The 14,465-nt window shown below is 66.5% G+C and carries 10 protein-coding genes and 1 pseudogene; 5 read left to right on the forward strand and 6 right to left on the reverse strand.

Annotated features, from left to right (window positions below; genetic code table 11):
• Positions 1 to 56: 56 nt before the first annotated feature.
• From BST15_RS15480 to ku, 4 genes are all read right to left on the reverse strand, one after another.
• Positions 57 to 1,280, reverse strand: a complete 1,224-nt coding sequence (locus BST15_RS15480; protein ID WP_046190722.1) for an Nramp family divalent metal transporter — start codon at positions 1,278 to 1,280, stop codon at positions 57 to 59.
• A gap of 87 nt (positions 1,281 to 1,367) precedes the next feature.
• On the reverse strand, positions 1,368 to 2,453 hold the full coding sequence (locus BST15_RS15485) for an NAD(P)H-dependent amine dehydrogenase family protein (RefSeq protein ID WP_046190723.1): 1,086 nt from the start codon (positions 2,451 to 2,453) through the stop codon (positions 1,368 to 1,370).
• Between the two features lie 11 nt (positions 2,454 to 2,464).
• Positions 2,465 to 3,256 carry an SDR family oxidoreductase gene (locus tag BST15_RS15490; RefSeq protein WP_046190715.1) on the reverse strand — a complete coding sequence of 264 codons (792 nt, stop codon included), beginning with the start codon at positions 3,254 to 3,256 and terminating at the stop codon, positions 2,465 to 2,467.
• Between the two features lie 102 nt (positions 3,257 to 3,358).
• Positions 3,359 to 4,225 (reverse strand): non-homologous end joining protein Ku, encoded by an 867-nt coding sequence (gene ku / locus BST15_RS15495; protein ID WP_046190716.1) that lies wholly within the window; start codon positions 4,223 to 4,225, stop codon positions 3,359 to 3,361.
• 63 nt (positions 4,226 to 4,288) lie between these two features.
• Here ku and BST15_RS15500 point away from each other — a divergent pair, with 63 nt between their 5' ends.
• Positions 4,289 to 6,568 (forward strand): ATP-dependent DNA ligase, encoded by a 2,280-nt coding sequence (locus BST15_RS15500; RefSeq protein ID WP_046190717.1) that lies wholly within the window; start codon positions 4,289 to 4,291, stop codon positions 6,566 to 6,568.
• Positions 6,569 to 6,624: 56 nt separating this feature from the next.
• On the opposite strand, the gene BST15_RS22800 is transcribed toward BST15_RS15500, so the two are convergent.
• Together BST15_RS22800 and BST15_RS15505 are read right to left on the reverse strand one after the other, a co-directional pair.
• Entirely contained in the window at positions 6,625 to 7,122 is a 498-nt protein-coding gene (locus BST15_RS22800; RefSeq protein WP_234708345.1) for a helix-turn-helix transcriptional regulator, read from the reverse strand.
• Entirely contained in the window at positions 7,068 to 9,365 is a 2,298-nt protein-coding gene (locus BST15_RS15505) for an AAA family ATPase (RefSeq protein ID WP_234708346.1), read from the reverse strand. Before BST15_RS15505 ends, BST15_RS22800 begins: the two co-directional genes overlap by 55 nt.
• Before the next feature lie 178 nt (positions 9,366 to 9,543).
• Between BST15_RS15505 and mdlC the strand changes: the two genes are divergently transcribed.
• From mdlC to BST15_RS15525, 4 genes and pseudogenes are all read left to right on the forward strand, one after another.
• On the forward strand, positions 9,544 to 11,160 hold the full coding sequence (gene mdlC, locus BST15_RS15510) for a benzoylformate decarboxylase (RefSeq protein WP_046190724.1): 1,617 nt from the start codon (positions 9,544 to 9,546) through the stop codon (positions 11,158 to 11,160).
• A 3-nt stretch (positions 11,161 to 11,163) separates the two neighbouring features.
• Positions 11,164 to 11,571: a tautomerase family protein gene (locus tag BST15_RS15515; protein ID WP_046190718.1), complete on the forward strand. Its 408-nt coding sequence runs from the start codon at positions 11,164 to 11,166 to the stop codon at positions 11,569 to 11,571.
• 1 nt (position 11,572) lies between these two features.
• Positions 11,573 to 13,444, forward strand: a complete 1,872-nt coding sequence (locus BST15_RS15520; RefSeq protein WP_046190719.1) for an FAD-linked oxidase C-terminal domain-containing protein — start codon at positions 11,573 to 11,575, stop codon at positions 13,442 to 13,444.
• A gap of 70 nt (positions 13,445 to 13,514) precedes the next feature.
• Positions 13,515 to 14,462 (forward strand): annotated as a pseudogene (locus BST15_RS15525) (fumarylacetoacetate hydrolase family protein); the annotation flags it as partial.
• Positions 14,463 to 14,465 lie beyond the last annotated feature (3 nt).

The raw sequence follows: 14,465 nt of genomic DNA on the forward strand, positions 1-14,465 counted from the left end.
TCCCTGTCACACAGGCTCACCGATACCGTGCGGGACAACCTCCCTGGACATCACAGCTAGCGCAGCATCAGATAGATCAGCGCCGCGTTGAGTGACCCGATCACCACGGTGACGGTCCAGCCCAGCGCCGAGGTCAGGGCCTTGTTGGCGTCGGCGCCCATCAGGGCGCGGTCGCTGGTCAACCGGATCAGCGGAACCAGGGCAAAGGGAATGCCGAAGGACAACACCACCTGCGAGATCACCAGTGCCCGCGTCGGCTCCACGCCGAGGGCCAAGATGGTCAGCGCCGGGCCCAGCGTGATCAGCCGGCGCCAGAGCAAGGGAACCGTCACCCGCAGCAGGCCCTGCATGATCATCGCGCCCGCATAGGCGCCCACCGAGGTCGAGGCCAAGCCCGACGCCAACAGCCCGATGGCGAACAGCAGCGCGACCGTGGGGCCCAGGGTGTGGCCGACGGCGGCGTGCGCCCCTTCGATGGAATCGGCGTGGTCCACGCCGCGCAGACTGTTGGCGGCCACCACCAGCATGGCCAGGTTCAACGTCCCGGCCACCAGCATCGCCAGGCCGACGTCCCAGCGGGTCACCCGCAGCAGTCGCCGTCGTGCCGGACCCGGTTCGGGCTGACCATGCCGGTCCCGGGCCAGCCCGGAGTGCAGGTACACCGCATGCGGCATGACGGTCGCGCCGAGGATCGCGGTGGCCAGCAGCACGCTTTCGGCGCCGTCGAAGCGGGGCAGCAGGCCGGCGGCGACCTCAGCCGGTGCCGGTGGCGCTACCACCAGGCTGGCCAGGAAGCCGATGGCGATGATGATGAGCAGTCCGCTGGTCACCTGCTCGAAGATCCGCGGACCGCGCCGGTCGCCCACCGCCAGCAGGGCCATCGACACGGCGCCGGTGATCAGGCCGCCGAGCAGCAGCGGCAACCCGAAGATCAGGTTCAGCGCAATCGCGCCGCCCACCACCTCGGCCAGATCGGTGGCCATCGCGACCAACTCCGCCTGCAGCCAGTAGGCGATCCGGGCCGGTCCGCGGCTGTGGGCGCCGATCACCTCCGGCAGCGAGCGCCCGGTGACCAAACCGAGCTTGGCCGAGAGGTACTGGACCAACCCGGCCATGACGTTGGCCGTCACGATGACCCAGACCAGCAGGAACCCGTATTTCGCCCCCGCGCTGACATTGGCGGCGACGTTGCCCGGGTCGACGTAGGCGATGGCGGCGACGAAAGCCGGGCCGAGCAACGCCCAGCCCGGCTTCAGCCCCACCGCGGCGTCCTGGGCCACCGGCACCCTTTCGATCCGGAGTGACGAATAGGAAAGTCAGGGTAGCCGGAGTTTCACCGTCGGGCCGTGGCCGCGACGTCGTGGCACTCAGCCGGCGTTGTACAGGCCACGCCCGGTGACCAGCGGAAGGTCCAGCGTGGTCCGAATCCCCGCCTCGGCCGCAACCACCGCCGGAATCGCGTTGACCACCCGCATGGCCGTGGCCACCAGGCCGGCGTGGTTGTGGTCTCCGTTGGGGCTCGACAGGCACAGGTCCAGCGCATACGACGGCTCGCCGGTCACCTCGACGCGGTAGGAGCCGCCCGGCTGGGCCGGCTGCGGCCACTCCGGGCAGAGGTCTTCGCGCAGGCGGGTGACGTGCTCAAGAACCACCGCGGCCTTGCCGTCGACCATGCCGCGCACCTCGAACCGCAACGCGGCGGCCGTGCCCTCGGCGATGTCACCGGAAGAGATCGAGAAGTCCTCGGGCGCGGGCACCCGAATGTGGGACTGCTCGACCGAGTCCAGTTCCAGTCCCAGGCCCGCGGCCAGCTGGCGCACAACCGAACCCCACGCCAGGCTCAGTACGCCCGGCTGCAGCAGCATCGGGGTCTCGTCCATCGGCCTGCCGAACCCCATCACGTCGAACATGACGGCGGCGCTGTCGTAGGTGGCGTAGTCGACGATCTCCATGCAGCGGATCTGCTGGATGCTCTGGCAGGTTCCGGCCAGGGCCAGCGGCAGCAGGTCGTTGGCGAAGCCCGGGTCGATGCCGTTGATGAACAGGCTGGCGTTGCCGGCCTTGGCCGCGTCCTCGATCGGGGTCAGCATCTCGGCGGGGATGACGTTCCACGGGTATTGCAGGAACACCGCGCTGCTGCCGACCACGTTGATACCGGCGGCCAGAATGCGCTGGAAATCCTGCAGTGCCTCGACGAGCCGGTTGTCGGCCAGCGCGGTGTAGACCACGCAGTCGGGCTTGGTGTCGAGCACCCGCTGCAGGTCGGTGGTCGCGGTCACGCCGGTGGGGGTGACCGCACCGTCGAGTCCGGCCAGTTCCGCCGCGTCTTTCCCGGCCTTGGCATCCGAAGACACCCACACGCCGGTCAGTTCATACTCGGGGTTGATGATCAGCGCCTTGAGCGCGTGGATGCCGACATTGCCGGTGCCGATCTGGGCAACACGAATAGCCATCGGTGAGTTCCTCACAGGTCCGGGACGGGAAGGTCAAGGTTCGGGAAGGTGATGCCGCCGTCGACTTCGAGCACCTTGCCGGTCAGGTAATTACCGGCCGGGGAGGCCAGGTACAGCGCGGCGGCGGCGATCTCCTCGGGGTCACCGAGTCGGCGCATGGGCGTCGCCTTCTCCATGGGGGTGCGCAGCTCCTCGTTGGCGGCCACCACGTTCAGCGCCGAGGTCATGATCGAGCCCGGGGCAATGGCGTTGACGCGGATCTTCGGGCACAGGTCCAACGCGGCCAGCCGGGTGTAGTGCGCCAGCGCGGCCTTGGCGGTGCCGTAGGCGGCGAACCCTCGCCCGGGCACCCGCCCCATGGTGGAGGTGATATTGATGAACGACCCGCCACCGGAGTGCTCCAACATCAGCGGCACCGCCGCGATCGTCAGCGCGTGCGCGGTGGCGACGTTGAACGTGAACGCGTCTCGCAGGTCCTTGGTCGAGGTGGTCAGCAACGTGTTGGGCATGGTCCCGCCGACGTTGTTGACGACGATGTCGAGCCTGCCGAACGCCTCGACGGCCTCGGCTGCCAGCTTCGCCGTCTCCTCCGGCTGGGCGAGATCGGCGACCACGACATGGGCGCGACGCCCCGCCGCCCGGACCTGATCAGCGACGGCCTCTAGTTCGGATTGGGTGCGCGAGGCGATCACCACGTCCGCGCCGGCCTCGGCGAACGCGACGGCGATGGCTGCCCCCAGGCCCCGGCCAGCACCGGTGATCACGGCGGTTTGATTATCGATTCGGAATTTGTCGAGTATCACTTCGACACGCTAACAAGGATCGACCACGAGCTGAACCCCTTTTTTGAAACACGTTCTAATTCGGTGTTGAGGGGCATCTGCGGGTGCGTCGGCAGCGCTGGATCACGACTTCCTGGCAGTGGCCTTCTTCGCGGTGGTCTTCTTCGCCGGCGCCTTCTTGGTGGCCGCCTTCGTGGACTCCGCGCGCTTCTTGACACTGGCCTCCAGCTTGGCCAGCAGATCCGAGACGTCCTCGGTGGCATCCAGGTCGGCGGGACGCTCCTCGGGCGTGAACGCCTCGTCACCTTCGAGCTTGGCCGCGATCAGCTCCTGCAACTGCTCCTGATAGGTGTCGTGGTAGCGGTCGGAGTCGAAATCGTCGGCCATGGATTCCACCACCTGGCCGGCCATCTTCAGCTCGGCCGGTTTGATCTCGACGTCCGCGTCCAGCGAGGGGAAGTCCGGGTCACGGATCTCGTCCGGCCACAGCAGTGTGTGCACCACCATCACCTCGCGCTTGGAGAAGTCCTTGACCCGCAGCGCCGCCAGCCTGGTCTTGTTGCGCAGGGTGAAGTGGACGATGGCCACCCGATCGGTATCCGCCAGCGTCTTGGCCAGCAGCACATAGGATTTGATCGATTTGGTGGCCGGCTCGAGAAAATAGCTCCGGTCAAAGAGCAGCGGGTCCAGGTCGCCGGCCGGGACGAACTCGAGCACCGCGATCTCATGATCGCGCTCCTCGGGGAGATTGGCGATGTCGTCGTCGGTGATCACCACCATCCGGCCGTCGTCGGACTCATACGCCCGCGCGATGTCGGCGTAGTCGACCACTTCGCCGCACTCTTCGCACACCCGCCGGTAGCGAATTCGCCCGTGGTCCTTGGCGTGCACCTGACGGAACTTGATGTCATGGTCCTCGGTGGCGCTGTAGACCTTGACCGGCACGTTGACCAGACCAAATGCGATCGAACCCTTCCAGATGGAACGCATAGGGCCAGTATGCCCACCCGGATGTGCCGATAACCTGCATTGGCGCGACGTAGGTTGGGTCTTATGGCCGCTGAGTCCGTGCAGACCCGGGTCACGCTGACCAACGCCGACAAGGTGCTCTACCCCGCCACGGGCACCACCAAAGCCGAGGTCTTCGACTACTACACCCGCATCGCCGAGGTGATGCTGCCGCACATCGCGGGCCGCCCGGTTACCCGCAAACGGTGGCCCAACGGCGTCGAACAGGGATCCTTCTTCGAAAAGCAGCTCGCGGCTTCGGCGCCGGGCTGGCTGCCCCGCGCAGACATTCAGCATCGCTCCGGTGTCACCACGTATCCGATCATCGACGACGTCGACGGCCTGGCCTGGATCGCCCAGCAGGCCGCGCTGGAAGTCCACGTCCCGCAGTGGCGATTCGAAACGCAATGGAGTCACGGCGGCAAGGTGCTCGCACCCGGACTGGCAACGCGCCTGGTGTTCGACCTCGACCCCGGCGAGGGCGTGTCGATGAGCCAGCTCGCCGACGTGGCGCGTGCCATCCGTGACCTGATCTCCGATCTGGGACTGGAGACCTTTCCGCTCACCAGCGGCAGTAAGGGACTGCACATCTATGCCGCGCTGGACCGTCCGGTGAGCAGTCCCGGCGCCGTCGCGGTGGCCAAACGCGTTGCCCAGCAGCTTGAGAGCACGCTACCCACACTGGTGACGGCCACCATGTCCAAGAAACTCCGGGTGGGCAAGGTCTTCCTCGACTGGAGCCAGAACAACGCGTCGAAGACCACCATCGCGCCGTATTCGCTGCGGGGCCGCGACCACCCCACCGTTGCCGCCCCACGCACCTGGGCCGAACTCGACGACCCGCAACTGCGACAGTTGCGCTTCGACGAAGTGCTGGAACGCGTCGCCCGAGATGGTGACCTGCTGGCCGCCCTGGACCCACCACCGCAGGCTCGGGACCGGCTGGCGGTGTACCGGGCCAAACGCGATGCCGGTCGGACTCCCGAACCCGTACCTGCCGCGGCCCCGGCACCCAGCGCCGGCAACAGCTTCGTCATCCACGAACACCACGCCCGCCGCCTGCACTACGACTTTCGGCTGGAACGGAACGGAGTGTTGATGAGCTGGGCGGTGCCCAAGAACCTTCCGACCACGACGTCGGTCAACCATCTCGCGGTGCGTACCGAGGACCATCCGCTGGAGTACGGCAGCTTCGAAGGCACCATCCCCAAGGGCGAGTACGGCGCCGGCACCGTAAGCATCTGGGATTCGGGCACGTATGTGACCGAGAAATTCGAGGACACCGCCGAAAAGGGCGAGGTGATAGTCGTGCTGTCCGGTCACCGGATCTCCGGGCGATACGCCCTGATCCGCACCGGGGGCGATCAATGGCTGGCGCACCGCATGAAAGATCAGCAGGCGTTCTCGTTCGCAGAGTTGACTCCGATGCTGGCCACGCACGGATCGGTGGCCCGGTTGGCGCCGAGCCAGTGGGCCTTCGAAGGCAAATGGGACGGGTATCGGCTGCTGGTGGAGGCCGATCACGGCCGGCTGCGGTTGCGGGCCCGCAGTGGCCGAGACGTCACCGGCGAGTATCCGCAGCTGCCGTTCCCCGCAGCCGACCTGGCCGAGCATCACCTCGTGCTCGACGGCGAACTGGTCGCGCTCGATGACGCCGGAGTGCCCAGCTTCGCCGCGATGCAGAACAGTGCCCGTGCGGCCCGGCTACAGTTCTGGGCTTTCGATCTGCTGTATCTCGACGGCCGGCCACTGCTGCGGGTGGCCTATCGGGATCGCCGAAAGCTCTTGGAAACCCTCGCGCGGGGAACCGATCTGGTGGTCCAGGACCTGCTCTACCCCGACGGTGCCAAGGCCATGGAGCAGTCCCTCGATCTGGGCTGGGAGGGCGTGGTCGCCAAGAAGTGGGACTCGGCCTACCAACCGGGGCGCCGGTCGTCGGCGTGGGTCAAGTCCAAGCACTGGCTGACGCAGGAGGTGGTGATCGGCGGCTGGCGCGAGGGGGAGGGAGCCAGGGGCGGTGGGATCGGATCACTGTTGATGGGTGTGCCCGCAGCCGGCGGCCTGCGCTTTGTCGGTCGGGTCGGAACGGGATTCACTGAGCGTCAACTGGCGGCCCTCAAAGAGCAGTTGTTGCCCCAGCGCACCGATGAATCACCCTTCAACACAGCACTTTCCGCCTCGGATGCCAAAGGGGTCACCTTCGTGAATCCGACGGTAGTGGGGGAGGTGCGCTACAGCGAACGCACCTCCGACGGCCGGCTGCGCCAGCCCAGCTGGCGCGGTCTGCGGCCCGACAAGACGCCCGGCGACGTTCAGTGGGAATGACTTTCGGCCATAAGAGTTAAGTGCGTGGGGAAGCGCGCTGAGGCGTCCGGATCAGTTCACTGCGGTGTGCCGCGCAACTCGCGTCGAGACGTCACCCCGAGCTTCGCGAAGATCCTGCGCAGGTGCCATTCGACTGTTCGGGGGCTGATGAAGAGGTGGCCGGCGATCTCAGCGTTGGTGTATCCGTCGCCAGCCAGTCGCGCGATATAGCTCTCCTGGTTGGTCAATGACACGGCCCGCCCGTCGCCCTTCGGTTTGGGTAGCGGCTCGCCCGCGGCGTGAAGTTCGCGAAGCGTCCGCTCGGCGAAGCCGGCGGTTCCCATCTGGGAAAACAGGGCATGGGCGATACGCAGCTCATCGCGCGCTTCCGCTCGGCGGTTCTCGCGGCGCAGCCATTCACCGAAGACCAGGTGCGTGCGGGCGCACATGACCTTAAGCGGTGAACGCTCCAGTTCTGCGATGGCCGTGCGGTAATCGCTTTCGGCGTCCGGAGAGGTGCTTACCAACGCTGTGACGCGTGCCGCATAGCCGCGTCCGGTCGCATTGCGCGCCATCTTCGCGCGCTGGACCAACTCTGCTGCTGCTGATTCGGCGATGTTGGTGTCTCCTGCGCGGACGGCCGCCTCGACCGTTTCGTTGAGAAGATGGCCAAACATTCCAACGTCGTCGTACTCCAGCGCCGTTGTACACGCCCTAAGCGCATCGTCGTACTTGCCCAGGCCATTGTTGAGGATGGCAAGTGAGAAGAGTGCGACGGTGATCTCGCTGCCTTCGCCACGAGCGGTCGCGTCGGCGATGGTGGATCTCGCGAGCTCGGCTGCGAGTTCTTGTTGTCCGCGACACGCGGCGAGATAGGTCTGGATGGACCGGTGCGGTGGTGCGCCGGTCGCGGCGGCGATCGCCTCGGACTGCTCAAGGAGGTTCGCGGCCTGTTCGAAGTCACCAGCGGTGACACAGCCCCCTCATGGGTCATCAATGCAGCAGGAAGCACAGTCAATTCTCCTGCGGTGCGCAATAACTCGACTTGACGCGCATTGAGAGCGTTATAGGTGTCCTGATCGAACAGGTCCAGTAGCACGCGCAGGGTGATGGCGTGCGCTCGCGGATCGGCAAGGCCGGCTCGGTCTTCACTCAAGTACTGGCTGATTGCTTGCCGCAGAACCGGCGCAGCGGTGGCATGTCCGTCGAGGAGGCGCAGGACCAGCCCTTCGAGGAACAGATCAGCGGCACTGGCCGGGCCGGATCGGGGTCCGAGCCGGCGGGCCGACGTGGCTATCGCCACCGCCGAGCTCTCCTCGTCAGCGGCGAGTCGGCCGACGATCATCGCCGCCATCAGTGCCTCGAGGTAGGCATCGCGGGCCAGGACCGGGTCCAAAGATTGCAGCTTTCGGGCGGCTGCCAGGAGCAAGGGGGGCGCATCCCGGCCTCGTCTGGTGGCAAGCGCGATCTTGGCGCGCAGCAGATCCGATCGAGCGCCGAGCAGCTCGTCCTCGCTGTTACTCGTGACTGCACCGAGGAGTTGCGTCGCCGCTTCGGGATCGCCTGCGTCCAGTTTGGCCTGGGCGGCGTCCAGTGCTCGCTCAGCGCGACGCGTGGGGTCCGGGGTCAGTTCGGCAGCGCATGCCAAAAATGCCGCGGCGGCAGCCGCGCCACCACGCCGGCGGGCTCGCTCGGCGGACTGTGCCAGTTCAACCGCGACGCTTTCATCAGGTGCGATCATGGAGTGGGCGTGATGCCAGGCCCGATGTTCCTGCTCTGCAAATCCCGAGATCACCTCTGCCAACACCCCGTGCACGTGCCGCCTCTCCGCGGGCGACGCGTCGCCGTAGACGGCCGAACGGACCAGTGGGTGCCGAAAGCGCAGGCGCCGTTCGACGGTGATCAAACCACTGCGTTCAGCGGGCACCGCTGCGTCAGCGCCGATGTTCAGCCGATCGGCGGCGCCCCAAAGCCACATCGGGTCACCGGTGGGCTCCGCGGCCGCGATGAGCAGAAGGGTTCGCGTGGCCGCCGGAAGTTCGGACAGACGCTGGCCGAACTCTCGCTCAATCCGCTTCGTGACCGCAGTTTCGGCCATCAGGGCGTAGCCGCCGGCGATGGCGGCAGGTCCCAGGGAACGCCGAAGCTCCAGTAATGCCAACGGGTTTCCGTCCGCCTCTGCCAGGAGGTTCTCTCGCACAGTCGCATCCAGCCGGCCTGGCAGGACCCTGGCCAGCAGCGCGTCGGCGTCGGCGTGGTTGAGGCGGCCCAGATTGAGCTCGGGTAGGCCCAGCAGTTCCTGCGGTGCGCAGGACGTCCGGGTAGTGAAGATCACGACCACCGCGTCGCTGAGCAGGCGACGAGCAGCGAACGTCAGGGCTTGAAGCGACGCGCGGTCCACCCAGTGTGCGTCGTCGATCGCACAGACCGTCGGACGCTCGGCTCCGGCCTGGGCGAGCAGCGTCAACACCGCCAAACTGATCAGCAGCGGGTCTGGTGCGCTCCCTACGCCCAGGCCGAGTGCCACGCGCAACGCATGCCTCTGTGGCTCCGGCAATCCGTTGATGTGGTGGTGGATCGGTCCACACAGCTGCTGCACCCCGGCGTAGGCAAGCTCGATCTCCGACTCCGCGCCGCTGATACGGATGACGCGAAGGTCATCTGCCTCCGCGATCGCTGCAGTCAGCAACGCGCTCTTGCCGATTCCGGGTTCGCCATTCACGACCAGCACGGCGCCTTTGCCGGCCCGGGCGTGGCCGAACAACTCCACGAGCCGCCGCTGTTCATGCTGACGCCCGACGAGCGGTGTGGTGCCCATGCCGGTGATAGTGACACGTGCGGGGCCGTCCAGCGCCCCGAACCGCTTGGGGGGCCGTAATGCGTGGCCGCACGGGTCTTGCACAACCCGTGGCTTTCACGGGGTGGTGGGGACGTGTCGCAGCGTGTGATGAGAGCAGTGAGTTGCTCGAAGCCGACCGATGAAGGGTGTGTGGCGGATGGCCAACGCCAAGACAGTCCACGAAGTCACCTATGACCTGCTCCGGTCACTGGGGCTGACCACGGTGTTCGGTAACCCCGGGTCGACCGAACAGACTTTCCTGCAGAACTTCCCGGAGGACTTCAGCTATGTGCTGGGCCTGCAGGAGGCTTCGGTGTTGGCCATGGCCGATGGCTTCGCCCAGGCCACGGGCGAACCTGCGCTGGTTAATCTTCACACCGCGGCCGGCACCGGCAACGCGATGGGAAGCCTCGTCGCGGCATACCGGGCCAATACCCCGCTGATCGTCACAGCCGGTCAGCAGACCCGCGAGATGTCCCTGTGCGACCCCTATTTGAACAATCCAGATGCGACACTGATGCCTCGGCCATGGGTCAAGTGGTCCTACGAGCCGGCGCGCGCCGAGGATGTGCCTGCTGCTTTCATGCAGGCTTACGCGGTGGCGACCCAGCCCCCAGCCGGCCCGGTGTTCCTGTCGATTCCGTTGGACGACTGGAACAAGCCGGCGCTGGGGCCTGCGGTGTTGCGGACGGTGAGCCGGCGGGTGCAGCCGGACGAGGATCGGATACGAGTCTTCGCGGACAGGATCAGCGCGGCCCAGCGCCCACTGCTGGTGCTGGGCCCCGAGGTGGATCGTGCTGGAGCCTGGGATGCCGGTATCGCCTTCGCGGAGAAACTTCGCGCACCGGTTCGCGGCGGTCCACTATCGGACCGGTGTTCGTTCCCCGAGGACCATCCGTTCTACGGCGGCCCGCTTCCGCTGACGATAGCCGGCATCAGCGAAGCGTTGTCCGGCCACGATCTGGTCATCGTGATCGGCGCCCAGGTGTTTCGTTACTACCCGTTTGTCGCCGGCGACTACCTGCCCGCGGGCACCGAACTGCTCCAGGTGACAGCCGACCCCCACCTTGCCGCGGCAGCGCCGGTGGGTGACAGCCTTATCGGCGACGTGGGGATAGTGCTCGACCAATTGCGCAGCCTTGTCGAGGTGCCGACCAACCGGCAGGCGCCCGCAGGTCTGACCAGACCAGCGCACGGCGATCTCCCGGTCTCCTCGGCGCCGCTGCTACCCGGAGACCTCTACGCGGCGCTCAGCTCGGTCAAGCCCGACGATGCTGCGGTGGTAATGGAGTCGACCTCCACGCTGGCGGAACTGATCACATGGTGGCCGACCCGACGGCCGGGCAGCTTCTTCGCCACGGGCAGCGGGGGCATCGGCTGGGGGGTGCCAGCGGCGGTGGGCATCGCGCTGGGGGACCGGGCCCGCGGGGTGAGACGGACGATCGTGGCCTCGATCGGCGACGGCTCTTTCCAGTACTCGATACAGGCCATCTGGACGGCCGCGCAGCACAAGTTGCCCATCGTGTTCGTGGTGCAGCGCAATGGCGAGTACGCGGTTCTCAAATCGTTCGCGCTTCTCGAAGAGACTCCTCAGGTACCCGGAATGGACCTGCCCGGCCTCGACATCGGTTCTTTGGCGCAAGGTTTCGGTTGCCGCACCGTCACTGTGGATGGCACCGAGGGACTGGTCTCGGAATTCAAAGCCGCTCTGGAGGCCGACGGGCCCACCGTCCTGGTGGTACCCACCCAGCCGCAACTGCCGTTCTTGGGGTGAGCTATGCCTGTTTACACGTGCACGACGGTCCAAGAGACACTCGGTGCCGACACCAAGGCTGAACTGGCCGCGGAGATCACCCGGGTCCACTCGATGATCAACCATGTTCCCGGCACCTACGTCAACGTCGTCTTCCATGAGCTGGCACCCGAGAACGCCTACACCGACGGACTTCCCGCGCACCCACTTCTGATCAACGGCTGGGTGCGTACCGGGCACCCTGCGGCCCAGAGCAGTCAACTGGTCGCGGAGGTGGCCGCGGCTGCGACGCGAGTGACGGGAATCCCAGCCAAGCGAGTCTTGGTCGTCATTCAGAACAGTCCGGCGCATTTCGCCATCGAAGGTGGCCGGGTGCTTCCCGAGCCGGGGGAGGAACAAGCGTGGCTACACGAGCAACAAGGCGCCGACTGAGATGACCACCCAAGCCTCCTCGCAGACACCGACACCGCACGGTGCCCTTGAGCGGTTCGCCGACGCGGTCGCCGCCTACGCTGCGGTGGACAGCGATGCGGACCTTCGCGCCGAACGGGGTTGCGACTACTGGGGCGCCGGGGCGGTACCAGGCTTGCTGCTGGTGCCGCACGGCCGAGACGACCTCGCACCGATCATGCGCCTGGCCGCCGAGCACCACGTACCGATCGTCCCGCGCGGTGGGGCGTCGAACTGTTCGGGGGGAATGATGCCCACCGGTGGCAGCGTCCTGATCGACCTGTCTGCACTCAACGAGATCCTCGATATCGATGTGGAGAACCGTAGAGCCCGAGTGGAGCCCGGAGTGATCAACTCGGCCCTACAAGCCGCCGTGGCGCCCCATGGGCTGTGCTTCTCACCTGATCCCGTATCGGCGCATATCGCCACCGTGGCCGGAAACATCATTGAAAACGCGGGCGGCCCGCACGCCTTGAAGTACGGCGTCACCTATAACCACATCCTCAGCGTCAGCGTCGCGCTACCCGACGGGGCCACTGCGACCTTGAGCGTCGAAGACGACGGGCCCGACCTGCTCGGCGTGCTCATCGGATCGGAGGGCACGCTGGGCATCATCACCGAGGCCACCGTTGCGTTGCGGCCGATCGCCGAGGTGACCCACAGCCTGATGGGCGCTTTTGCCTCTGCCAGAGACGCCGCGAACACCATCTCGGACATCATCGCGACCGGCGTGGTGCCCGCCGCAATAGAGTGGCTTGACCGAGCCGGCATCGCTGGTCTGCAGCAGTTCTACGACACCGGGTATCCGCTGGACGCCGAATCGATCGTGCTGATCGACGTCGACGGCCCCCCGGCAGAGGTGCTGCGTGAGCAGGCAGTCGTGGAAAGGGTACTGCGCGAGCGGGCGACCGAAGTGCGCATCGCCGACGACGAGAAGGGCCGTGAGGCACTGTGGTACGGCCGCCTCAACGCTCCCAACTCGGTCGTGCAGAGCGGCAAGGGCTTCTTCATCGGCGACGTCACCGTTCCCCGCGATCGCATCCCCGATATGCAGGCCGCGATTCAGGCTGCAGCCGAACGTCATTCGGACGGTCTGTTGTTCATCGCGGTCTGCGGCCACGCGGGGGATGGGGACCTGCATCCCACGACGTTCTACGACAAGGACAACCCGCTTGCGGCATCGGCGCTGGAAGCCGCGAACTGCGAGATCGTGCAAGCGGCATTGGATTTCGGCGGGACGCTAACCGGCGAACATGGTGTCGGAACCGAGAAGATCCCGTTCATGCGGAAACGCTTCACTGCCGTCGAGATCGCTGCGCAGCGTTCGATCAAGAAGGCATTCGATCCCGAAGGAATCCTCAATCCAGGGGTCATGCTGCCTGACAGGGTTCCCGAAGAACCTGACACCAGCAGATTCGGAGCCGCGGTTCACGCCGCCCTCAAGGGGACTCTGGTGCCCGATCCGGACCTTCCATTGACCGTTGGCGGCCACACGGATATCCGAGTCAACCTCGACAACCTCAGCCTCGTGGTCGGTGCCGACGCCACGCTCGAGTCGATCAACCGCCACCTCGATGAGCGTGGAGTCCTGTGCTCGGCCGTCCCGCGTACGGGCGGCCAAGACCGCGCCATCGGAGGGTTGGTCGCCACCGCAGAGGGCACTGAACGAGCTCAGATCAGGCACGCACTGCTCGGAGCCGACGTCACCGTGATCGATGGGAATGCTCCGGCCCGATTCGGCGGCGAGACCATGAAGGATGTCGCGGGTTACGACACCAAACGGCTCTACATCGGTGGGCGCGGCGCCTTCGGAGCCCTGACCGCACTGATCTTCAAGATCAAGGTGTCGACTTAGGCCGCCGCGGCGCGCGCCAAACGTCGCGTCAAACACCGCATCGTCACCGGCTGTGAGCGACGATTGATCGATGCGGTGGGTGACGTATCGAGGCGAAGACGGTGAGCGCACCGGTGTGCTGGACGGCGAGGTGATCCATGCTTGTGCACCCGGGGTGACCCTGCTGGAGTTGATCCGGCTCGGCCCGGACGGCCTGCGGGAAACCGGCGAGCGGGTGCTGAAGGCGCCATCGGCGACGGTGCGGGCCGACGAGGTGGTGCTGCGGGCGCCTATCCCTCGCCCGCCGTCGATCCGCGACAGCCTGGGCTTCCTGGAACATATGCGTAACTGCCTGGCCGCCACCGGTCGCAGCCGCACCCTCGATGACACCTGGTACCGGATACCGGCGTTCTATTTCGCCTGCCCGGCAACGGTTCTGGGCCCCTACGACGACGCACCCATGGCGCCGGGCAGCGTCTGTCAGGACTTTGAACTGGAGATCGCCGCGATCATCGGCACTGCCGCAGCGGATCTGTCGGTGGAACAGGCCGAACAAGCCATCATCGGCTACACGATCTTCAACGACTGGTCTGCGCGGGACCTGCAGGCGCAGGAGGGCGTGCTGGCGATCGGGCAGGCCAAGGGCAAGGACAGCGGCGTCACCCTGGGGCCCTATCTGGTCACCCCCGATGAGTTGGAGCCGTACCGCCGCGACGGCAGACTCAGCCTGCACGCCACCGCGATCGTCAATGACGTGATCATCGGGACCGGCTCGACCGAGGCCATGGACTGGAGCTTCGGCGAGATCATCAGCTACGCCTCGCGCGGCGTAATGCTGGAACCGGGGGATGTCTTCGGGTCCGGCACGGTGCCGACATGCACGCTGCTGGAACACCTCGACCCCGCACTGTCGCAACCGTTCCCGGGCTGGCTGAGTGACTCAGACGTGGTGACCCTGCAGGTGCAGGGGCTCGGCGAGGTACGCCAAACGGTGCGCGCCAGCGCTCCGCCGATACCTCTGGCGGAGCGCCCGCGGCCCCAG

This window comes from Mycolicibacter arupensis (assembly GCF_002086515.1).
Lineage (GTDB): Bacteria > Actinomycetota > Actinomycetes > Mycobacteriales > Mycobacteriaceae > Mycobacterium > Mycobacterium arupense.